This window comes from Fibrobacter sp. UWR3 (genome assembly GCF_900143055.1).
In the GTDB taxonomy this organism is placed as follows: Bacteria; Fibrobacterota; Fibrobacteria; order Fibrobacterales; family Fibrobacteraceae; genus Fibrobacter.
On the sequence record NZ_FRCW01000005.1, the window covers coordinates 244,121 to 266,164 of the forward strand.

The 22,044-nt window shown below is 54.6% G+C and carries 18 protein-coding genes; 6 read left to right on the plus strand and 12 right to left on the minus strand.

Going from position 1 to position 22,044, the window contains the following annotated elements; genetic code table 11:
• The first annotated feature begins 182 nt into the window (after positions 1-182).
• Entirely contained in the window at positions 183-410 is a 228-nt protein-coding gene (locus BUA44_RS08640; protein WP_143151923.1) for a hypothetical protein, read from the plus strand.
• Between the two features lie 76 nt (positions 411-486).
• Here the strand turns inward: BUA44_RS08640 and BUA44_RS08645 are convergent, their stop codons facing one another.
• From BUA44_RS08645 to BUA44_RS08670, 6 genes are all read right to left on the minus strand, one after another.
• Positions 487-1,167, minus strand: a complete 681-nt coding sequence (locus tag BUA44_RS08645) for a hypothetical protein (protein WP_072810869.1) — start codon at positions 1,165-1,167, stop codon at positions 487-489.
• 145 nt (positions 1,168-1,312) lie between these two features.
• Complete coding sequence (gene guaB / locus BUA44_RS08650) at positions 1,313-2,770, minus strand: IMP dehydrogenase (RefSeq protein ID WP_072810871.1); 1,458 nt, start codon at positions 2,768-2,770, stop codon at positions 1,313-1,315.
• Between the two features lie 124 nt (positions 2,771-2,894).
• On the minus strand, positions 2,895-3,449 hold the full coding sequence (pth, locus tag BUA44_RS08655) for an aminoacyl-tRNA hydrolase (RefSeq protein ID WP_072810873.1): 555 nt from the start codon (positions 3,447-3,449) through the stop codon (positions 2,895-2,897).
• A gap of 46 nt (positions 3,450-3,495) precedes the next feature.
• Positions 3,496-4,731 (minus strand): FISUMP domain-containing protein, encoded by a 1,236-nt coding sequence (locus BUA44_RS08660; RefSeq protein ID WP_072810876.1) that lies wholly within the window; start codon positions 4,729-4,731, stop codon positions 3,496-3,498.
• Between the two features lie 16 nt (positions 4,732-4,747).
• Complete coding sequence (locus BUA44_RS08665; RefSeq protein WP_072810878.1) at positions 4,748-6,595, minus strand: fibrobacter succinogenes major paralogous domain-containing protein; 1,848 nt, start codon at positions 6,593-6,595, stop codon at positions 4,748-4,750.
• Positions 6,595-8,121, minus strand: coding sequence for a PEGA domain-containing protein (locus BUA44_RS08670; RefSeq protein WP_072810880.1), 1,527 nt, complete (start codon positions 8,119-8,121; stop codon positions 6,595-6,597). Before BUA44_RS08670 ends, BUA44_RS08665 begins: the two co-directional genes overlap by 1 nt.
• 173 nt (positions 8,122-8,294) lie before the next feature.
• On the opposite strand from BUA44_RS08670, the gene guaA reads away from it, so the two are divergent.
• Positions 8,295-10,130: a glutamine-hydrolyzing GMP synthase gene (gene guaA / locus BUA44_RS08675; RefSeq protein WP_072810882.1), complete on the plus strand. Its 1,836-nt coding sequence runs from the start codon at positions 8,295-8,297 to the stop codon at positions 10,128-10,130.
• A 109-nt stretch (positions 10,131-10,239) separates the two neighbouring features.
• Positions 10,240-10,839, plus strand: a complete 600-nt coding sequence (locus BUA44_RS08680) for a TIGR01440 family protein (protein WP_072810884.1) — start codon at positions 10,240-10,242, stop codon at positions 10,837-10,839.
• 144 nt (positions 10,840-10,983) lie between these two features.
• Here the strand turns inward: BUA44_RS08680 and BUA44_RS08685 are convergent, their stop codons facing one another.
• The 4 genes from BUA44_RS08685 to BUA44_RS08700 all read right to left on the minus strand — a co-directional run bounded on the left by BUA44_RS08685 (position 10,984) and on the right by BUA44_RS08700 (position 17,395).
• Complete coding sequence (locus BUA44_RS08685) at positions 10,984-12,141, minus strand: FISUMP domain-containing protein (RefSeq protein WP_083579548.1); 1,158 nt, start codon at positions 12,139-12,141, stop codon at positions 10,984-10,986.
• A gap of 51 nt (positions 12,142-12,192) precedes the next feature.
• Positions 12,193-16,068, minus strand: coding sequence for a phosphoribosylformylglycinamidine synthase (gene purL / locus BUA44_RS08690; protein ID WP_072810888.1), 3,876 nt, complete (start codon positions 16,066-16,068; stop codon positions 12,193-12,195).
• A 262-nt stretch (positions 16,069-16,330) separates the two neighbouring features.
• Positions 16,331-16,828: a hypothetical protein gene (locus BUA44_RS08695; RefSeq protein ID WP_072810890.1), complete on the minus strand. Its 498-nt coding sequence runs from the start codon at positions 16,826-16,828 to the stop codon at positions 16,331-16,333.
• 12 nt (positions 16,829-16,840) lie between these two features.
• The gene (locus tag BUA44_RS08700; RefSeq protein WP_072810893.1) at positions 16,841-17,395 is read right to left on the minus strand and encodes a hypothetical protein; all 555 of its coding nucleotides are present in this window, start codon (positions 17,393-17,395) and stop codon (positions 16,841-16,843) included.
• 138 nt (positions 17,396-17,533) lie between these two features.
• On the opposite strand from BUA44_RS08700, the gene BUA44_RS08705 reads away from it, so the two are divergent.
• From BUA44_RS08705 to BUA44_RS15685, 3 genes are read left to right on the plus strand one after another with little or no spacing between them, the layout of a single operon-like run.
• Positions 17,534-18,034 carry a hypothetical protein gene (locus BUA44_RS08705; RefSeq protein ID WP_072810895.1) on the plus strand — a complete coding sequence of 167 codons (501 nt, stop codon included), beginning with the start codon at positions 17,534-17,536 and terminating at the stop codon, positions 18,032-18,034.
• Between the two features lie 6 nt (positions 18,035-18,040).
• On the plus strand, positions 18,041-19,084 hold the full coding sequence (locus BUA44_RS08710; RefSeq protein WP_072810897.1) for a glycosyltransferase: 1,044 nt from the start codon (positions 18,041-18,043) through the stop codon (positions 19,082-19,084).
• Entirely contained in the window at positions 19,081-19,827 is a 747-nt protein-coding gene (locus tag BUA44_RS15685) for a glycosyltransferase family 32 protein (RefSeq protein WP_072810899.1), read from the plus strand. Before BUA44_RS08710 ends, BUA44_RS15685 begins: the two co-directional genes overlap by 4 nt.
• On the opposite strand, the gene BUA44_RS08720 is transcribed toward BUA44_RS15685, so the two are convergent.
• Positions 19,824-20,789: a glycosyltransferase family 2 protein gene (locus tag BUA44_RS08720; RefSeq protein ID WP_255370498.1), complete on the minus strand. Its 966-nt coding sequence runs from the start codon at positions 20,787-20,789 to the stop codon at positions 19,824-19,826. The two genes, BUA44_RS15685 and BUA44_RS08720, sit on opposite strands and share 4 nt — an antisense overlap.
• A complete protein-coding gene (locus BUA44_RS08725) occupies positions 20,774-22,042 on the minus strand; it encodes an O-antigen translocase (RefSeq protein WP_255370499.1) in 1,269 nt (422 codons plus the stop codon). The genes BUA44_RS08720 and BUA44_RS08725 overlap by 16 nt, the downstream gene beginning before the upstream one ends.
• Positions 22,043-22,044 lie beyond the last annotated feature (2 nt).

Here is a 22,044-nt window from a genome sequence, read left to right on the forward strand (position 1 = left end):
GCAAAATGCACTTGATGAGCCCCAAAAGCACGCCAAGAAACGCGCCGAAAACCTCCGAAAAAGGGATTTTCACGCATTATATGCAGCCAAAAGAGGTTTTTTGTGGAATAAAGTAAATTTTTTCAGGAAAAATGTACGCTACGTCACAATAAAATGTAAATTAGAGAAAAAAGAGGATGTTTATGAAGAAACTTATGATACCCGCACTCGCCATCGCAGCGCTCATGCTCGCCGCATGCGGTGACAGCAATTCCGCCAAGGCCTGCCAGAAGCCCGCCTACTGCTACAGGACGACAGAAGACACCCAGAGGCATTGCGACCTCGACAAGGAAGTTACCGAAGTCAAGGTGCAGCAGGCGAAGGACGCAGGAATCTTCAAGGAAGAATTCGAGGACTGCTGGGACATGTAGCCCCACCTTCTTGTGCATTTGCAAAAGGCCCGTCCGAATGGACAGGCCTTTTTTTGTTAATCCCGAAGCGCCCTTTTTACCAACTTACAATCGGAGTATTCCAGGCAAGGTTCACAACCATACTGCGCACCGCACCTTCCCAATCACCCTTAGAAACAGCAAACGTATACCCCATAGAGCCTTCGGCATGGCCATAGCCCAGAAGCTTCTTCGTCTTGGCATCGTAGAAGGCATACTTACATTTTGACATAAACACGTTGGTGGAATACGAACCTCCCATTGGATTCATTCCCAAGGGGTCCATCGACCTCGCCTGCACAGTACCCGCCTCGTAGTGGTGTACCTCGGTATCGCGACCAAGCCAGATATCGGACACGACGATGTACAAATCGACATTGTCCTCCATATTCGCGAACGCAGGCGTATCGAAGTCCTCGTTACCCAATTTTTGCTTTGTGTAAGAGATATCCCCCGGCTGCACCTGCTTCATGGAGAACTTGATTTGATTTCGTGTTTCCGCATTCAGGTAATCTTTCATCTGCGGGCCGAACCACTTGGCAAAGTTATCCACGTATTCGGGCAAATCGTCTTTCAAGTCGTCAGGATTGGCAACCGTAGGCTTTGCAAATACAACCTTTGCCGTAGTGGCTTTCGGCATGCTTTTCCACTCCGCATCGATGTAATAGCGCGGGGCGGCACACGCCGTAAAGAAAACTCCCGCAAGTATAGACAACATAACAAGTTTCAAAAATTTCATACAAACTCCTTTTTCTTTATCCTCAATATATAATTTCTTTTAAAGTTTGTCTATAAAAAATGCCCCCGTTTTTTTCCGGAGGCAATTTTTAAAGGAGATCCATTCACTTCGGCTTACGCCTCCGTTCAGGATGACACAAGACAATTTAGTCGCCCGTACGGTAGTTCGGGGCTTCCTTCGTGATCGTCACATCGTGCGGGTGCGATTCGCGGAGGCCTGCGCCCGTAATGCGCACGAACGTCGCCTTCTTGTAGAGTTCGTCGAGGTTTGCCGCACCGGCGTAGCCCATTGCGGAATGGATACCGCCAATCAGCTGGTAAACAGTGTCGCGGAGCGGGCCCTTGTAGGGCACGCGGCCTTCAATGCCTTCCGGAACGAACTTGCGCGGTTCCTGCACGCCGCCCTGGAAGTAGCGGTCGGCAGAACCGGCCTTCATCGCACCGAGGGAACCCATGCCGCGGTAGCTCTTGTAGCTACGGCCATCGGCGAGGATGACTTCGCCCGGAGCTTCTTCGGTACCGGCAAAGAGAGAACCCACCATCACGGCGTGACCACCGGCAGCGAGAGCCTTCACGATGTCGCCCGAGAACTTGAGACCACCGTCGGCGATAATCTTCACGCCAACCTTGCGGGCCATCTTGCCGCATTCCACCACGGCGGAGAACTGCGGGTAACCGACACCGGCAACAATACGCGTGGTGCAGATGGAACCCGGACCGATACCGACCTTCACGATGTTCGCACCGCACTTGGCAAGTTCCGCAACCGCTTCCGGAGTGCAGACGTTGCCTGCGCAAATCGTGAGCTTCGGGTATTTTTTGCGGACGGTCTTCACCATGTTGCGCACACCGATGTGGTGGCCGTGAGCCGTATCGATAATAAGCAGGTCGACGCCGGCGTCCACGAGGGCGGCGACGCGTTCGAGAGTATTGGCAGAAGTGCTGACCGCGGCACCCACAAGCAACTGGCCGTTCTTGTCGAGGCTAGCGTTCGGGTTGTTTTCGCGCTTCAAGATGTCCGTCATCGTGATGAGACCCTTCAGGGCGCCGGAAGCATCCACCAGCGGGAGCTTCTCGATGCGCTTTTCGGCGAGGATTTCCTTCGCCTTCGCGAGGCTCACCTTCGGGCTTGCCGTCACCGGGTTCTTCGTCATGATGGTGCTGATCTTCACGTTCATGTCGCTCACGGTACGGAGGTCGCGGCTCGTGAGCATGCCCACAAGCTTGCCCTTCGAAAGAATCGGGAAGCCGCTCACCTTGTTGCGGGCGCGGAGTTCAAAAGCTGCAGAGACCGGCTGGTCCGCATCGAGCGTCACCGGGTTGGTGACGATACCGGACTGCCACCGCTTGACCTTGCGGACTTCTTCGGCCTGGTCTTCGACGCTCATGTTCTTGTGGATGATGCCGAGGCCACCCTGCAGGGCAAGCGAAATAGCCAAGGGAGCCGTCGTCACGGTATCCATGGCGGCACTGATGATAGGAATGTTCAGCTTGATATTCGGAGCGAGCTGTGTGCTCACGTCGGTCTGGGCCGGCAAGACAGAAGATTCAGCGGGAACAAGGAGGACGTCGTCAAACGTCAAAGCTTCTGGCAAAAGTTTCATAAATTACCTCTTTTGCGCATAGAATATAGCAAAAATGTCACGGGTCTGGCAAAAAAAGACGCATTTTGTAGCAACAAAACGCCATTGGATCCCTCGGCTTTCAGCCTCAGGATGACTCTACGAGTCATTTCCCATTGTAACGTTCCATGCACTTCTCGATGCCGAGCTTGAAGTAGCATTCCACGAGAGCCGGGACCTTTGCAATCGCCTCTTCAAAGACCGGACGGTCCTCGGGCGAGAACTTCGCCAAGACCCAGTTGGAGAGGTCAAATTTCGGGGGGCACTTGCCCACGCCAAAGCGGATGCGCGGGAACTTGTCGCCCACATGCTCGATGATGTTCCTAAGCCCGTTCTGGCCACCGTGACTGCCATCCTTGCGGCAACGGATGCGGCCTACGTCCAAATTAATGTCGTCGCTAAAGACCAGCAGATGGTCGACCTTCACCTTGTACCAGGTCATCAGGGCCTGAACAGCCTCGCCCGAAAGGTTCATGTAGGTCTGCGGCTTTGCGAGCAGGCATTCCTCGCCCGCTATAGTCACCTTCATGGTGAGCGCCTTGTGTTCGCTCTTCCAGTCCTTGTTCGGGTCGGCAAGCTTTTCAACCGCCATAAAACCCGCGTTGTGATGCGTGTTAGAATACTGAGTACCAGGATTTCCAAGACCTACGATAATGTACATGCGACAAATTTAGAAAATTACGACAAGAATGCTTTTTGCGCAATTTTTACTTGTACCTTATGCAGCGGACGGGCAGATAATAGTTTGCTAAATCGTCTTCCGATATCTCGGGTTCATCTTTCGAGATATCGACATAATAAATCCAGTCGCGCGACGACCCCTGCGTAGATGTCCAGAATACGGCAAGTTCATTTTCGCCAAAGAACAGTGCAGGCTGGTAGTATGGGCCATAACCCGCAATACGGGCCCCGTCGAAATACACCGGAATATAGGGGTCGCTCTTGAAGGCTTCTACAGTGTTACCATAGAAGTCCACTTCCCACTGTTCCAATTCGTTTCCCGTAAAATAGGGTGCCTGCGAGAGGTCAATCCCGTCAAAAGACACAAAGGCGTCGTTCCCCGTGTGGGCAGCAAGTGACCATGCATCTGTACCAAAGTTGGCGTATGTCATCGTTAGCCACTTGAGCTGGAATACGATCCACCCGCCCGAAGGAATTTCGTTCGCAATCTTTATGGGCAAGTAGTATTGCCCGTTTTCATCCGGAACATACGAATCGAAACTGACCTGAGATATACCAACCGTATTTCCTTCACCACCGAACAACTGGCTGATGTAACTGACCGGCGTTTCAATAAACTCATTCCCTAGATAAAAACGAAGGTCCATACCAGAGATAGCGTTCGACTCATTGTTGTGTACTTCTATAAAGAAATCCGCGCAATTAAGCCAGTCGTAGCCAGGTGCGCAATTATCGGTATTCTGGTAGGCACTCGGCTTGACTTTCACGTCTATCTTGGCATCGTTGCTTTCCGACATGTACGTCGGTATGTCGACCACCTCGCCTGCACCCACATATTTCACAGAAAAACCTATTGCATCCGTACCTCCGGCATTTTTAGACCTGAGTGCCGAGGGAGTCGCGAAAGAAAAAAGATCCCTCCATTCCCCTTCATCGGGAACGTGCCAGCCATCCGGGCAGACATCCGAAAGCGGCCATCCGTAGAGGCGACCGTACTTATCGCAGAGTTTCGGGGAATTGAAGAAACACAGGCTACCCGACTTTGCGTAGCTCAGGTTTTCTGCCATCCACTCCACCTTCCCTACCGATACAGTCTTGTAGGTACGACCATCGCGGTAGTCGGTCATTTCACCAGAAACGCCATCTTTTCCGCTGGAATCCTCCGGGCCATACTCGTCCTGAATTTTTTGCGCATAGTCGGTGCAGGCGCATAGGGATGCGACTACGAAAACAGAAACTATGACGCCGAAGAGTCTTCTCATATAAAACTTCTATAATCTATTTAGGAATGTATACTTCCTTGACACAACGGACGCTGTTTCCATCATATGCATCGGCGATGTCACGCACCACAGCGCTGTCGGTGTCAAAGCGAAGATCCATATTATACGCAGCAGAACTGTTCTGCACTCTGGAGTTACTCCAGAAATATGCTCCCAAGGTTTTATCGGTAAAATCTTGATAATATCCACGGCGACCGGCAGGGAGTGCAGTAAAGCCATAGTCATCAGTACTGACTGCACCTGCTTCCCAACCCTCCACAGCCTTAAGGCGTGCTCCAGCAACGGCATTCCCACCCGCAAAATCAATCAGCGAATTGAATTCTTCCGGTGACGGCAAACGCCATTCATCGGGACAAGCCTGTTGTGCCCATGACCACGGATAAAGACGTCCATACCTTTCACAATTTTCATCTTCATAGTCAAAGCAGAAACTGCCTTCCTGATCGTAATTCAGATTCTCCGCCATCCAGATCAGGGTATCGATGGTTATAGTCCTGTAGGTCTGTCCGTCGCGATCGTCAAAGAGGTCTTCGCCCGGGTAAAAGACAACAGACGAAGACGAGGATCCCGCGCTACTGGACGAGCTAAAGCCCTCGCCATTCATAATGCAACGGACACTATTTCCATCGGCAGAATCATAGTTGTCTCGTATCGATACATAGCCAGAGCCATCCATTACTAGATTATATCCAGAAACACCATTTGGCGCTATGGAATTGCTCCAGAAGAACGCCATTGTACCTTCATGAGCGTAATTACCATCATTGCCCCTAAATCCGCCAAAGAGTGCAGAAAAACCAGAGGAATTTTCGTCGGGAATGAAATAGCCCCAGTCGGTTTCCTTCCTCAACACAATACCAGCATCATCTCCCACCGTCGCAAGCAGAGTATCAAACTCTTCTGGCGAAGGCAGATGCCAACCATCCGGACAAGCTTCCTGTGCAGCAGTCCAAACATAGAGGCGACCGTAATCGACGCAGTAGCGACCTTCGTCGTTATAGCAATAACTGTCCTCCATTTCAAATCTGAGATTTTCAGCCATCCATGTCTGCGAGCCGATTTCTATAGTCTTATAGGTCCGGCTATCGCGATCGTCAAAGAATTCCCCAAACGAGTATTCAAACGAACGCTGACTGGAAGAAGACTCGGACACAGAACTACTTGAAGACCGATCAACGTCTCCGTAAAGACAGCGGATGGAATACCCATAATTCCTGCTCCCTTGATTCAGGCGAGCCTCTTCATAGTCACTGCGCATGATTAGGTAGTTCGCAAGGGTATCGTTATCACCCTCTGTCGAACTCCAGAACCCCGCGGTAAAACCTTTACCATCATAATACCCTTCATAGCCAAGCATACCCGCAGGCAACGCTGCAAAGCCAACAATGTCCGAGCCGTTACCGTTATCATCCCATCCATCGATGGACTTGAGTGCATTCGCGGCCGTAGAATAGCCACCAACATTCTTTATCAGCACCTCGATTTCATCTGCCGTAGGCAAGTGCCAATACGCAGGGCAAGCATATAGCGCGGCATTATATGTATAGAGGCGGCCATACGTTTCGCAATTCTGGTCGATTCCTCCGTAACAGAAACTTTCCTGGGAGTCATAGTTCAGGTTTTCGGCCATCCAGATCTGCCCACCAATTATGAAAGTTCTGTACTCATGACCATCACGTTCGTCTACCATGTTGGCACTCAAAACATCCTTATTAGGATCCATGCTTTCTTCTTTCGCAGGGCCGTATTCATCCTCTATTTTCTGGGCATAGTCGGTACAGGCGCTCAGGAGCACCAAAGCCAGAAAAGTAGAAACCAGTATAAAGAATTTTAATTTATACATCAAAAATCCACAATCAAGAATGTTGTTGCAAGAACAAAGCCAAGCCCACCGACCGCAGTCATACCCCACCCGACATTTCGAATAGTCTGGGACGTCTTGGCCGCATCCATATTTTCCTCGTAATTATCAGAAGTGGCAGATTTATATTGCTCCGAGGCATCAAGTTCAAAAATAATCCCAAGAGCAAGTCCAGCACCAAGTATAACAGACGATAGAGGGAGAAGCCAGGTCGCAACATCAGACAAGCTCGTTGAACTCGAGGACGAAGATGACGTAGACACATTTGTCGGAATGCTCGTTCCGCGTTCCGGCGTAGTAGAAGCCTTGTTCACGCCAGCATTCGCCCTTCTGCGCTTTGCAGTACTTCCGCCTTGCTGAGGAGGCTCTACATATTCATAGTTCAGGACATCGCCTTGAACAATATTCAATTCTAGAGGCTTAACGCTGGGAGCCTCCCCGATAGCCAGTTGCGCACAGACCGGGACACTACCCACATAAGGCGTTTCGCCAATCTTTTCACCATTTGCGTAAACGGGCAAAATTATTTCTTCGCCCTCTGCAGAGCGAGCCTTGAGCGAAAGCCCGCCCATAACGGGTTGCAAGGATTCCTTGAACGTTTCTTCCTTGTCCCTGAACACGCCAACCTTGAAATTCACCGGATTGTAGCAGCGATGAGCAATAGAGACATCGTGAGTGCCCGGGTCCACCAGCACCTTGTTTGATGCCGGCACCAGTTCGCCATCCACCTTAATCTTCAGTTCCTCGTACGAGCCACCCGTCGGGAAGGCAAGATTCAAGTTCAATGTGCCATAACGCGGAGCCAGGTCAAGCGAAATTTCCTGACCATTCCCGCTAACCGTGAACGTTCCCTCGGCATCATCGTGATGGTCAAGCACCGCGACAAAGCGGTGTTCACCCGCATCTACCATGATCTGGCACGGAGTCGACATGCACTGCCTAACCGGACGGCCGTCTATACTCAGCGATGCGCCCTGCGGGTTAGTCGAAACGTTCACGACAAACGACTGGTTGTCCGCACTATCAAAGCCCGTACGCATAATGCCCGAGGCATTCCCCCGCACCTTGCGGAAGAACTCCGGCGAATTTGCCTTGATGACTTCGATAAGCGCGTTCACATCGGCGCCAAGGCCCGTAAAGCTCGCGACCAGTTTGCTACCCGCAGTCTCGTACAGTTCGACGCTGATGGAGATGTTCGCACCCACCTGGCCAATTCGCGCCTGTGCAACGAAATCGGCCTGAATGTTCTTACCCGTCTCGGCAAGGCAACTGCCCTCGCAGTCCTCGATGGCCTTGCCCGGAGGGAGCATCATCTGGATGTTCTCGCGGGTCATGATGACGAACTCACGTTCGGCAGGGAGTTCCTTGACCGCCTGCGTACGCAGCATATCCGTCAAGAAGCGGCGCTCCGATGGCGACATGATATCCTTGCTATCGGCAACGGTCTCTAGGACGGCCACGTGCTGTTTTGCGGCGAACGACGCGCCAGCCAGGAACAGCGTAAACATTAAGATTCTAAATATATGGCTCATACATCCTATAAATAACTTTTTTTTACATTAAAAACAATACCCCCCAATCCATTTGTATTCCAAATCGGACCAAGATAAACGGGCTAGGTCGTAAATTTCTATCTTTTGCCAAAAAAGATCCCCGCCTACGCGGGGATGACAGAAAGAATATGAAGAACGTTGATACGATTGCCGTTTTGGACTTTGGCGGGCAGTACGCCCACCTGATTGCTAACCGTGTGCGCCGCTTGGGCGTGTTTACCGAAATCCACTCCCCCGCCGCTCCCGTCAGCGAGCTCGAAGGCGTGAAGGGAATCATCTACAGTGGCGGCCCGAGTAGCGTGTACGCCGCGGACGCCCCGGAATACAATCCCGAAATTCTGAACCTGCCGGTGCCCAAACTCGGCATCTGCTACGGTCACCAGCTCATCGCCCAGCAATTGGGCGGGCACGTGGAACCGGGCAAGGTCAAGGAATACGGCATCGCCGACCTGATTGTGGGCGACGAGAACTGCCCGATTCTGAAGGGACTCCCGAAGGCTAGCCCCATGTGGATGAGCCACGGCGACCAGGTCACCAAGCTCCCCGAGGGCTACAAGATCGTGGCCAGCACCAAGGACTGCGAAATCGCTGCCGTCGCTTTCGATAGCGACAAGCCCGAACGTCAGATTTTCGGCATCCAGTTCCACCCCGAAGTCACGCACAGCAAGTTCGGCATGAAGTTGCTCGAAAACTTCGTGGACTTCACGGGCGCAAAGAAGACCTGGAACATGAAGAGCTACCTGCCGCTCATCACGGAGCGCATCAAGGAACAGGTCAAGGACCGCAAGGTCTTCTTGCTTGTGTCCGGCGGCGTGGACTCCACCGTTGCATTCGTGCTCTTGAACCGCGTGCTCGGACCGGAAAAGGTCTTGGGCCTGCATGTGGATAACGGCATGATGCGCCTCGGCGAATCCCAGAAGATTATGGAATTCTTGAAGGCCGAGGGAATGAACAACCTCAAGGTCCGCGACGCTAGCGAACACTTCCTCGCGAAGCTCAAGGGTGTGACTGCGCCGGAAACCAAGCGCGGCATTATCGGTAAGGAATTCCTGACGGTGAAGGACGAGGAAATGGCGAAGCTCAACCTCGATCCGAACCAGTGGATGATGGCCCAAGGTACCATCTACCCCGACACCATCGAAAGCGGCGGCACCAAGAACGCCGACAAGATCAAGACGCACCACAACCGCGTGCAGGAAGTCCTGGACCTCATGGAAAAGGGCCTCGTGCTCGAACCGCTCGCCGACCTGTACAAGGACGAAGTCCGCGCGCTCGGCGAAGAACTCGGCATTCCGCACAACCTCGTGTGGCGCCATCCGTTCCCGGGTCCGGGTCTCGGCGTGCGCCTGCTCTGCAGCGACGGCAAGTTCACCGATGACCTCGTGAAATTCGATGATGTTCGCGACACATCAGGCCAGTCCCTCGCCGACTACCTGAAGGCGAACAACATTGCAGGCCGCCTGCTCCCCATCAAGAGCGTGGGCGTGCAGGGCGACGGCCGTACTTACGCACAGCCGTTCCTCATCACCACTCCGGGTCTCTCCTGGAAGGATTGCGAAAAGTTCTCCACCGAACTTGCCAACCGCTTCAAGGCCATCAACCGCGTGATTTACCAGATCGGTAGCGTGGCTGATGAAGATCCGAAGCTTGTGGAACAGTTCGCCACGCGCGAAAACTTCGATACGCTCCGCAAGTTCGACAACATCTGCACCGAATTCCTGCAGGCAAACGACCTGTACGAAAAGATCTGGCAGATGCCGGTCGTGCTCGTTCCGCTCCGCACGGCTAACAAGCCCTGCATCGTGATGCGCCCGGTGAACTCCACCGAAGCCATGACAGCCAACTTCGCCGAAATCGACCAGGGAATGCTGGCCGGACTCTGGCGCAAGTTCGAAGCCGAAGGTGCCGGCAGCCTGTGGTACGACGTGACGCACAAGCCGCCTGGCACTATTGAGTGGGAATAATACCAACAGTCACCCTGGAGCGAGGCCGCAGGCCGATGCGATAGGGGCCATGGATTCTATCGCGCTATGCGCTCCAGAATGACAGATGGTAATATTAATGAGGTAAGACATGGCAGGCATTACATACGAAATAGACGACAAGAACGTTGTCGAACAGATTCGTAACGACGCGATGAACGCCGCTAAAGAACTTGTAGAAAAAGCTCACCTCACGGCGGGCAATATTGTGGTTATCGGTTGCAGCACGAGTTCCACGCTCGGAAACGACATCGGGAGCCATTCCGTGCCCGAAGTCGGCAAGGCGATTTTCGAAGGGCTCTCGTCCGTATTCAAGCCGCTCGGCATCAACATCGCGGCGCAGTGCTGCGAGCACCTGAACCGCGCCATCATCGTCGAGCACGCGGCTGTCCCGTTTGCCGAAATCGTGAACGTTGTTCCGCAACCCAAGGCGGGCGGTTCTTTTGCTACGGCCTGCTACAGCGCATTCGAGCATCCGGTCGCCATCGAGCATATCAAGGCCGACGCAGGCCTCGATATCGGCGGAACGCTCATCGGCATGCATTTAAAAGAGGTCGCAGTTCCTGTACACATGCAGCAGACGCATGTCGGAAAGGCAATCCTGATTGCGGCCCGCACTCGCCCGAAGTTTATCGGCGGTGAACGCGCGCATTACGATGAGAGCCTAAAAGACGGGTATCCGAAATTTTAAAAGATCCCCGCCTACGCGGGGATGACAATGCAAGGTGGACCCTATCGCCTCTTCGAGGCTCCAGGGTGACAATGCGAATTCTCGCTCCAGGGTGACAGATTTCAAAATGACTATAAGGATCCCCGACTAAACCGGGGATGACAATTACTCGTCGGAGACGCAGCGGACGCTGAGTTCGTTTACCTTGTAGTCTTCGTGATAGGTCAAGCCGGCGTTGTTGAAATCGTCGGTCACTTCCCAGCTGACGGCCTCGACAGCGCCCAGGTCGGCAGTGGACCAGAATCGAGCGGTTTTACCCAGGTCCATGAAGTTGCCGCTACCGAATCGAAAACCCGCGGGAACGGCGTTGAACCTGGATTCGTTCGTGCCGTTATTCTTTTTCCAGCCGTAATCAGACTTGAGCACCAGCGAAGCGTTGCCCTTCGCCTTACCCTGTACATACTTAGAAAGGTTCTGCCATTCGATAATCGAGGGAATGTGCCACCCTGCCGGGCAAATGCCCTTGATAAACATGCTCTTCTTTACAGCGCACGTCTTGGAATTGCAATTCGGGTCAATATTGAGCGCCTGGGCCCACGTGTAATAGCGGCCATACAGCCTGCAGGCCGCATCGTCGGAACTGTGACATTCGCTCCCGGGAGCATCGTAGCGGAGGTTTTCGGCCATCCACGCCTTCTTGCCGATAACGACTACCTTGTACGTTCTCCCGTCGCGAGGATCCTTGATGTACTTCTTGACGAAAGGTTTCGAAGGGTCGCGCGGTTCAACGTCGCCGTTCTTCAGCGGGGACGTTTCCCATTCCGACTGGGGTTTTTCGGCGGCAGCAGCCGGCGCAGGCATAACGTTCTGCACCTTGGCAAACATCGACTTTGCATCAGCCTTGATGCTGTTCCACAAGTCAACTGCGGTAGTCTGCATGGCGGTAAAACTGCCGATGAGGTTACCCGTACCCGTCGCGTAGAGTTCCACCGTGAGCGTAAGGCGGTCCTCGAACCTCCCCACGCGTGCCTGAGCCACATAGTCTGCAGCGATGTTCCTGCCCGTCTCTGCAATGCAGCTCCCTTCGCAATCCTCAATGGACTTGCCCGGAGGCAACATCACGTTGATGTTCTCGCGCGTCATGATGGTGTAGTTCATGTACGACGGCAGGGCAGCACCCGCCTGAGCGCGCAATTCATCAGTCAAGAAGCGGCATTCCGCGGGCGTAATCGCCTTGTCGATAGATACCGTCTCGAGGACGGCGACAAACGCCGCAAACGAATGAATGCTCAACAACAGGACAAATGATACTATCGCTCTCATAACGTCACAAATATAAGCACAAATTATCCGAAAAGGGCGCTTTGGGACAAATTAGCCGACAAAAATGCGTCCATTGCGGAACAACTGCATCCACGGGCCGTCTTCGCCCCACTCTGCCGGGTGCCAGGAGTACTGGCAGGTACGGAACACGCGTTCGGGGTGCGGCATCATCACGAGGGCACGGCCGTCTTCGGAGCAGAGGCCGTTGATGCCGAACGGAGAGCCGTTGGGGTTCAGCGGATAGCGTTCGGTGTATTCGTGCTTGCCGTCCACATAGCGGAGCGCCACGAGACCGGTCTTCAGGCAGGCTTCGGCGGATTCGCGACTAGCGAATTCCGCGCGGCCTTCGCCGTGTGCGACCGCAATCGGGAGCACGGAGCCTGCCATGCCCTTGAGGAGCACGGCCGGAGTGTCTTCGACCTTGAGCGTGCAGAAACGGGCTTCGAAGCGTTCGGAAAGGTTCTGCACAAAGCGCGGCCAATGCTTAGCGCCCGGAATCAAGTCCTTGAGGTTAGAGACCATCTGGCAGCCGTTGCAGACGCCGAGCGTGAAGGTGTCCTTGCGGTTGAAGTAAGCCTCGAATTCGGCGCGGGCCTTCGGGTTGAAGAGAATGCTCTTGGCCCAGCCTTCACCGGCACCGAGAACGTCACCGTAGCTGAAGCCACCGCAAGCGACGAGACCGTTGAAGTCCTTGAGGCTTACACGACCTTCGAGAATGTCGGTCATGTGAACGTCGATAGATTCGAAACCAGCCTTCTGGAAGGCGGCAGCCATTTCGAGTTCACCGTTGACGCCCTGTTCGCGGAGGATCGCCATCTTCGGGCGGCTTGCGTAATCCTTGATAATCTTGGCGGACGCCGCCACGTCGAAGGTGACCTTCGGCGTGATACCCGGATTGTCCTGTTCCAGCTTGAGCTTGTATTCGCTTTCGGCGCAATCCGGGTTATCGCGGAGGGCCGCGATGCGGCGGGTCGTGTCGCTCCAGATGGCGCGGAGATCCGAGAGGCCTTCGGCGTAGTCGCCGATGACCAGGTTGTAAGTATCGTTGAGCGTTGCAATTTCAGAAACCGTATCGCCGAGACCGGCAGCGGCAAATGCGTCGCGCACAGCAGCGAGGTCGGCATTCTTCACCTGGAGCACGGCACCGAGTTCTTCGTTGAAGAGGGCGTCGATGAGGTTGCCCTTGAGGGCGTCGGCCTTCACCGTCACGCCCACGTGGCCTGCAAATGCCATTTCGGCAAGCGTCGTGTAGAGACCGCCATCGCTCTTGTCGTGGTAGGCCATAATCTTGCCGGCGGCATTGAGCTTCTGGATGGTTTCGAAGAAGGCGCGGAGTTCCTTAGCGGAATCAACATCCGGAGCCTTGTCACCGAGGTTGCAGTAAACCTGAGCGGCAATGGATGCGCCCATGCGGTTCTTACCGCGAGCGAGGTCCACGAGAACGAGGGTCGAATCCTTACATTGCAAGAGCTGCGGGGTAAGCGTCTTGCGCACGTCAGCGCACGGAGCAAACGCACTAATCACAAGCGAAATCGGAGCGGTCACGCGGTGGCTACCCTTGTCATCCTGCCACACGGTGCTCATGCTCATGGAGTCCTTGCCCACCGGAATCGTAATGCCAAGTTCCGGGCAGAGTTCCATACCGATAGACTTCACTGCTTCGTACAAGTCAGCGCCGTCGCCTTCGTAGTTCGGCGTGGCCATCCAGTTTGCAGACAAGTTCACGCGGCCCATATCAGGCACGCAAGCGGCAGCCATGTTGGTGAGGGATTCAGCCACCGTCATGCGGGCAGCGGCCGCCGGAGAAATCAAGGCAACCGGGGCGCGTTCGCCCATACTCATCACTTCACCTTCGTATGTGTCGAGCGTTGCGCTGGTCACGGCGCAGTCGGCGACCGGCACCTGCCACGGGCCGACCATCTGGTCGCGGCAAATCATACCCGTCACGCTACGGTCACCGATGGAGATAAGGAACGTCTTGTCGGCAACAGTCGGGTTTGCAAGCACGCGGTGAGCCACGTCCTTGATAGTTGCATCGGCCGGAACCACCGTGGAATTGAGCGGGCGCTTCTGGCTCTTTTCGTTACGGATCATGCGGGGCGGCTTGCCAAGGAGCACGCCGAGCGGCATGTCAATCGGAGTCGTACCGAAGTGCTTGTCGGTAAGGGTCAGGTGCTTTTCAGGGATAGCCTCGCCCACCACGGCGTACGGGCAGCGTTCACGCTTACAAATCGCGTCGAACACATCGAGCTTGTCGCCGGCGATTGCGATAACGTAACGTTCCTGGGATTCGTTACTCCAGATTTCGAACGGGCTCATGCCCGGTTCGTCGTTCGGCACATTGCGCAGTTCAAACTTACCACCGAGGCCGCCATCGTTCACCAGTTCCGGGAAAGCGTTGGAAAGTCCACCTGCACCCACGTCGTGAATGAAGGTAATCGGGTTTTCTTCGTCCATCGCCCAGCAGCGGTCGATGACTTCCTGGCAGCGGCGTTCCATTTCGGGGTTCTCACGCTGCACCGAGGCAAAGTCGAGAGATTCATTACCGGCACCGTTAGCCACAGAACTTGCGGCACCACCACCGAGACCGATGAGCATCGCCGGACCGCCGAGCACAATCAGGTGGTCACCCGGGTCGATGTGGCCCTTTTCGATATGTTCATGCTTGATGTTACCGAGACCACCAGCCAGCATAATCGGCTTGTGGTAACCGCGGACTTCCTTGCCGTTCTGGGCATCGACTTCCTGTTCGAAAGTACGGAAGTAACCGAGGATGTTCGGACGGCCGTATTCGTTGTTAAACGCAGCGCCACCGAGCGGGCCTTCGATCATGATATCGAGGGCGGAAGCAATGCGGGACGGGCTACCGAAGTCCTTTTCCCAAGGCTGGACTGCACCCGGCAGTTTCAAGTTCGAAACGCTAAAGCCCGTGAGGCCGGCCTTCGGCTTACTACCCTTACCCGTGGCACCTTCGTCGCGGATTTCGCCGCCACTACCAGTAGCGGCACCCGGGAACGGAGAAATCGCCGTCGGGTGGTTGTGGGTCTCGACCTTCATCAAGATATCAACTTCTTCGTTGTGGAAGTCGTACTTGTTCGTACGCGGGTCAGCGTAGAAGCGGCCGGCGGTAGCGCCCTTCATCACGGCGGCGTTATCCTTGTAAGCGCTGAAGATGTTGCTATTGTGGAGCTGGTAGGTGTTCTTGATCATCTGGAACAGGGACTTGTCCTGTTTGACGCCGTCGATGGTCCATTCGGCACCGAACACCTTGTGGCGGCAGTGCTCCGAGTTGGCCTGCGCGAACATGTAGAGTTCCACGTCGGTCGGATTGCGCTTGAGCTCGGTGAAGTTCTTGACCAAGTAATCGATTTCATCCGGAGAGAGCGCGAGGCCCATTTCCTTGTCGGCCTTCACTAGGGCATCGCGGCCCTGGTCGAGCACCGGAATCACGTTCAGCGGGCGCGGTTCTTCCTTGCTGAAGAGAACTTCCAAGGAGGCGGTGTCGGCGAAAACGGCCTGGGTCATGCGGTCGTGAATCTTGGCCGAGATTTTTTCGCGGGCACCGGCGGGCACAGCACCTTCAAACTTCACGTAGTAAGCGATAGCACGTTCGATGCGCTTGATGGCCGGAAGGCCGCAAATGTGAGCGATATCGGTAGCCTTCGAGCTCCAGGGGCTGATGGTACCCGGACGCGGGCACACCACAAAGAGTTCGCCTTCGAGAGCCTTGGGTTCGCGGGCCGGACCGTAGTGCAGCACCTTCTTCAAGGTTTCGGTTTCCGCATCGGTCAGGTCGGCGGACAAATCCACCACGTGCAGGAATTCGGCATAGACGGAAGCGACAGAGAGCCCCGCTGCCTTGAAATCGGAAGAAAGTTTCTGGAGACGGAAATCCGACAGAGCCGGCGTACCACGAAGAATGAGCATTATAAACCTCGGTTTAAATTTTTACGCCGTAAAGATAGAAAATTCATGCGGGACGAACCCCGTGATTCTATCCTATCGCTTCGCTCCAGGACGGCTTCGCCCTCCAGAATGACACGCAAGGTTACGAAGCAGCAAAACTCGTTTTGATATTTCGTAACCGCAGCTGTCTTGCGCTTAGCGCAATGACAACAAGAAAAAAACGGCCCGGAGAGCGGGTCGTTTTAAGCTTTTTTCTAACTCGTTGAGAGTCAAAAAGTTAAGATTATTCCTCGACTTCTTCCTCTTCTTCGCCTTCAGGCATTTCTTCTTCCTGGGCAACCGGAGCTTCACCCATCAGGGCGCCGACATCGATAGACTTGAGGCCCGAAAGGGTCTTGAGGTCAGTCTTCTTGTCCACATCCACCTTGTCGAAGGAAGAGACAATGAAGTAGGCGCTGGTGGCCTCGAAACGACGGGTCTTGTTAGCGATGCTGTTCGAGCCCTTCGTTGTCGGGAAATACTTGGCTTCGAGCTTGGCCAAGTCCGGCGAAGTCTTTGCCGTCTGGCTTGCCTCGCAGGCCATCGCCCACACGAGCTTGTTCACGTCGGCCGAGTTGTTCACGTACTCGAGAATCTTCTTGCCACCGTTGAACGAGGCTTCGGTAGTCTTGGTGTAGTGTTCCGTAGCCTGGCTTACGTAGTTGCCCTTCTGCATAAGGACAGTCGCGGCGATAGCCACAAGGAGAATGGTGAGGACAATCGAAATGTTCTTGATATTCATTTTCACTTCTCCTTATTCAAACTTGAACGCCTTGGGGGCTTCGATGCTGAAGTTTTCGGCAAACTTGTATTCGACAAGAGCCTTGTAGTCGGAATCCTTGAGCTTGCCCTTCACGAACTTGAAGGTCGCCACGCAGTTCTTGCCGCAGGCAATTTCCTTCACGCCACCCTCGTTCTTGAGGAGGAACTGTTCGGCAAGGCCGACAGCAGCGATATCGTTCTGCACCTGGGCCGGAATGCTTGCGGCGGTGTACATGTACGAAATCTGCTTGAAGCGGGCATCCTTGTCGTCAAAAATCTTCTGGACGTTGGCATCGAAAGCGGCTTCGGTCTTGGGGCCGGTGAGCGTCGCATAAACGAGTTTCCACGCCATGCCGTACTGGTCCATGGATTTCCACTGGTCCTGCAGGGCTGCGTTCACGGTAGCCTTGTAGTTACCGACCTGTTCCTTGACGGATGCCTGCGCCTGGTCGTTGTACTTACCCTTGAGCGTAAACATCAAGACGACAAGAGCCACGATGAGCACAGCATCGACAATGGCCAAAATCTTGAATTTTTTCATGTTCATATAAAATCCTTCGAATGGAATGGTTTTAACAAGAAAATAATACTTAATTTGAAAAAAGCAAGCAAATTTATAGAAAAAATTGCACCTAAAACGGCAAAAAAAAGCAAAGAACGCGGTTTTTTGTATATTTTTTGCAGAATGAGTGATACAAACGAACAAAAAAAGCTGCCATCGCAGATTATTTTCGAAAACCTGAAGGAATTCCTGCGGGCAAAGAACGCCGCGCACGAATCCATTTTCAAGTTCCACTGGAAAAAGATGTGGCCGTTCAACCGCATCTGGCCGCAGGTCGACTACGAACGCATCGTGCGCCTGATGAGCGAAATCCGCAAGAACATCATCGCGCAGCAGAACCTGGTTATAGTGGCAAAGGAAAAGGCCGAAAGTTTCGAGAAATCTTTCCTGGATGCAGTACCCGCCTACCTCAAGGCGCTGGACAAGAGCTGCGTAGGGCTTGCAGACATCGCGCAGTGGAAGCAGGACATGCTCTACAAGAAAATCCACCACGAGGCAAAACTGGTGCGCGATTCGAAGGGCTACAACGAACTTTTGAAAACCTACGAGAAAGAACAAGCGGACTTGGTCCGGGCCGGAGCGTTCGTGCAGGCCGGCTGGATGGAAATTGCCAGTAAGGTCTAAGGCCATATGCCCGCAATCAGTGTAGTCATCCCGGTCTATAACACGGAGTCGTATATCGCGGACTGCCTTGCGAGCATTCACGGGCAGACCTTTCAGGATTTCGAGGCCATCATTGTCGATGACGGCTCTACGGACGGGAGTGCAGGCTTTGCCAAGGAATTCGCCAGGGATGATTCTCGTTTCCGCATCGTAAGCCAGGAGAACAAGGGCCTTTCGGAAGCAAGGAACGCAGGAATCGATGTCGCTCAGGGCGACTGGATTACTTTCGTGGACAGCGACGACATGCTCGCCCCGAATTTTCTGCAGGCATTGCTCGATGCCGCAAGGTCAACAGGCGCAGACATCGTATGCTGTGCCAAGCATTTCTTTGGAGAAGGCAATCTAGTCGCAAGCAACGGGAAGTTCGCGGATTCCGGTATCGGGATGCCCGCCGGAAGCAAGATGCCCGCCGGAAGCAATATGCCCGCCGGAAGCGAGATGTCCGCCGGTATTAAACGGTGCGCGACGCTCTCCCCCGCCAAAGCGCTCGCGAACGCGCTGTACCAGAACGACAGGCCAGACTATTCTGCATGGAACAAACTCTATGCGACACGCCTCTGGAAAACGCGCCGATTCCCCGCAGGCAAGTATTTCGAGGATATGGCGACCATCCCGCAGGTATTCCTGGATGCGGGGCGCATCGCATTCGTGCCCGAGCCGCTCTACATGAACCGCAGGCATTCCGCAAGCATTCTCGCAACCGCATACAGCCGCAAGAAGGCAGAACTTTTGGACATTGCAGAAGCGGTATGCAGCCTGGTCGCAGGCAAGGGCGCTCTGCTCGAAAGGGCGGCACGGAGCAACCTCTTCAGCGCAAGCTGCAGCATCTTGATGCGCACGGGCGATACGCCCGAATTCGCAGACTACCGCGACCGCGCGTGGAAGCACATCCGGGAATTGCGACTGGGTGCATTGCTCAACCCGCGGACACGCTGCCGGAACAAGGCGGCCGCCCTGATTTCTTTTGCTGGCAGGGCAACGCTCGTGAAGGCGCTACGGAGGCACGGATGATCCCGAAGAAGATACACTTCTGCTGGTTTTCGGGAGAGCCCTTCCCGGAGAACATACAACGTTGTATAGACAGCTGGCACAAGTTTCTCCCTGACTTTGAACTTGTCCACTGGAATGCCGAGAAAGCGCGCGCCACGGGAATCCCGTGGGTTACCGGAGCGCTCGAGCAAAAACGCTGGGCATTTGCCGCCGATGCGGTACGACTGCACGCTCTCTACACGGAAGGCGGGTTCTACCTCGATACCGACGTAGAAGTCCTGCGCCCGATTGAACCGCTGTTGAACCGCCCGAACGCATTCGGGTACGAAAACGGTTCCCGCAGGATTGAAGCCGCAGTCATGGGATGCGAGGCAGGTTTTGCACCCGTAAAGGCGGCGCTGGATTATTACAAGTCACGCGAATTCACGTACTCGGAGAGCGACGTAGATGACATGGTGCTCCCGAAAATCCTTGCAGACGCATTCGCGCCGTTTACCGGAATCGAGATTCTGCCCGAGAGCGCGTTCTCGCCCAAGAGCTACATCGACGGGAAGGTGAGCGCGACAGAAGAAACCTACTGCATCCACCACTTCGATAGCGCCTGGCGACCTGAATCCGTGCGCAAGGGAATCCGCCGCAGGCAATGGCTATTTGCCACCTTCCCCCGCCCGCTGGCAAAAGCACTCGCGTACCCGCTTTCGCTGTGGACGAACCTCACGACACTCGGGTTAGCAGGAACCCTGAAAAAATTTTTTAGGCGCTAGCGCTTAAGCAAAAAGCGCGGGATAAACAGTTTGGGGAACCGCTTCAGGAACGGCAACGAAAACGACCACAACTGCGGGAGCTTGCGGAGGGCATCCTTCTTGTCGCGGTAGGCAAGCATCGAGAACCAGTGCGATTTCCAGATGTTCACCGCCTCCTTGTAGCGCGGGTGGTCGCTATAGCGGGCCAGCACCTTCAAGAAGGTTCCGTACATGAGCGTGTTGTCGAGCGACATGTTGTTGCCGTGCTGGCGATAATAGCAGCACTTTACGGGCAAGACGGGCAGCGAACCGCAAATCTTGAAGAATTTTAGCCACTGCGGGAAATCCTCGAACGGGAATTCCGCATCGTAAGCCCCGTGCTCGCGGAAAAAGTCGAGCCGAATCATCTCGGAACAGCCGTGCACCTCTTTCTTGCCCATAAAAAATTCGTCGAAGGTCACCCGCGGAATGGAGCGCGTGTATCGCGGGTCGCATTCCTCTCCGTGATTGCCGTCCTTGTCCATCAGCACAATCTGGCCAAAGCACAGCGGGTCTTCGGGGTGCGATTCCAGGTAGGCACTCTGTTTCTCGAGCCTGCCTGCGGGCATCATGTCGTCGGAGGCGAACGAGCAGAAATACTTGCCGCGCGCCATCGAGACAAGCTCGTTCATCGTCGCCACCACGCCCTTGTTAGGGCGATGCACGTAGGTAAAATGCAGTTCATCGCGCAGGCGTTCCAGAATTTCGGGAGAACTGTCCGTACTGCCATCATCGACCACGATGAGTTCAAAAGCGACACCCTTCTGCGCCATCACCGAACGCACGGCCGCTTCCACGAACTTCTCGTGATTGTAACTAGCCATCAGCACCGACACGAGCGGCGGGAGTTCGCGCTGTTCTGTTTCGGAGCCCTGCACAAAGGCCTTCACGTACACGTTCTCATCCATCTTTTCGGCAAACATGTTCGTTATGGAGTATTCCACTTGAGCCTCCTGACAGATACAGCAAGCGCGACAAAGGTCACGAAGTTTTCGAACGCGTAGGCAAACATCGGGCCGTGCATTTCGAACAGGCGAATCCCCACAAAGGTAGCGCCCGCAAACAGCAGGTTCGCGCCAACTTCAATTACAAGAAACAGTTTTGTTTCGCGACGGGCAATCAGCACCATCCCGAGGCACCACGCGCCCGAGCGGAAGAAATCGCCCAGCAACTGCACCGGCATGTAGTCGGCCGCAGGGGCGTACGTGCCCGAAAGGAGAATCGCCACCACGAGGCCGCGCCCGAAGTAGAGCGCAATGCAGAACAACAGCGTAAAGCCCACCATGCGGACAAATATCGGGTAGAATTCCTTGCGGAACGCTTCGCGCGTCATTTCCCGGCTGATGCGCGGCAGTATGAGCACGCCGAGGATAGCCGAGAAAATGGAGGCAAAGAAGTCCGATATCTTGTAGACGCCCTGCCAAATGCCCGCGGCGTTCCAGCCGAGTTCCGCCCCAACGAGCGAACGCACGAACATGAGGACCAGCGGGGCAATTATCATCGGCACGAGGCCCATCACAGCATACGACATCCACGGCCCGCGCGTATCGAGAACGGACTGCCGGAATTTTGCCAGGCTAAAGCCTGCATGCGACGCCACACGGGCGGCAAAGATACCCGCGACAATCGACTGCGTCGCAATGATGCTCAATACCGAAAGGCGACCCGTGTACAGGAAGAACGCCACCCACAGCATCTGGAAAAGCGAGGCGGCAATCTGAATAAATGCCCAGCGTTTCACGAGCCCGAGGCCGTTCATTACCGCAGAGCAGATAGAGACGATGTTGGCGGCAAGCATTCCCGGGAGCGCAAAGAGTATGGCCGCCTGGGCCAGGCGCGGATGCACCCCCGGCAGTAGCTTCTCGAGCGGGGCGGCGAAACAGAATATTGCCGCCAGAGCGCAGGTTATCACGGTCGCGAAAGTCGTGAGGCGAAAACCGCCACGCCAAATACCGTGCAAGTTTTTGAGATTATCCTTGTTCTGTGCGGTAAGGCTTACCCAGCCGTTCTGCATGGCAAGGCTCGATGTCGCCTGCCCGATGCTCATCCAGTTCATGAACTGGCCCACGCACGCGAATGCAGTAGGCGGCAAGAAAACGGCAAGCAGCTTGTTGATAACGAAGGCACGGAGCGTGTTGAAGAGCGTCACCGAACCCGAGCCGAAAAACAGCCGCCAAATTTTAGAGGAGCGATCCACCG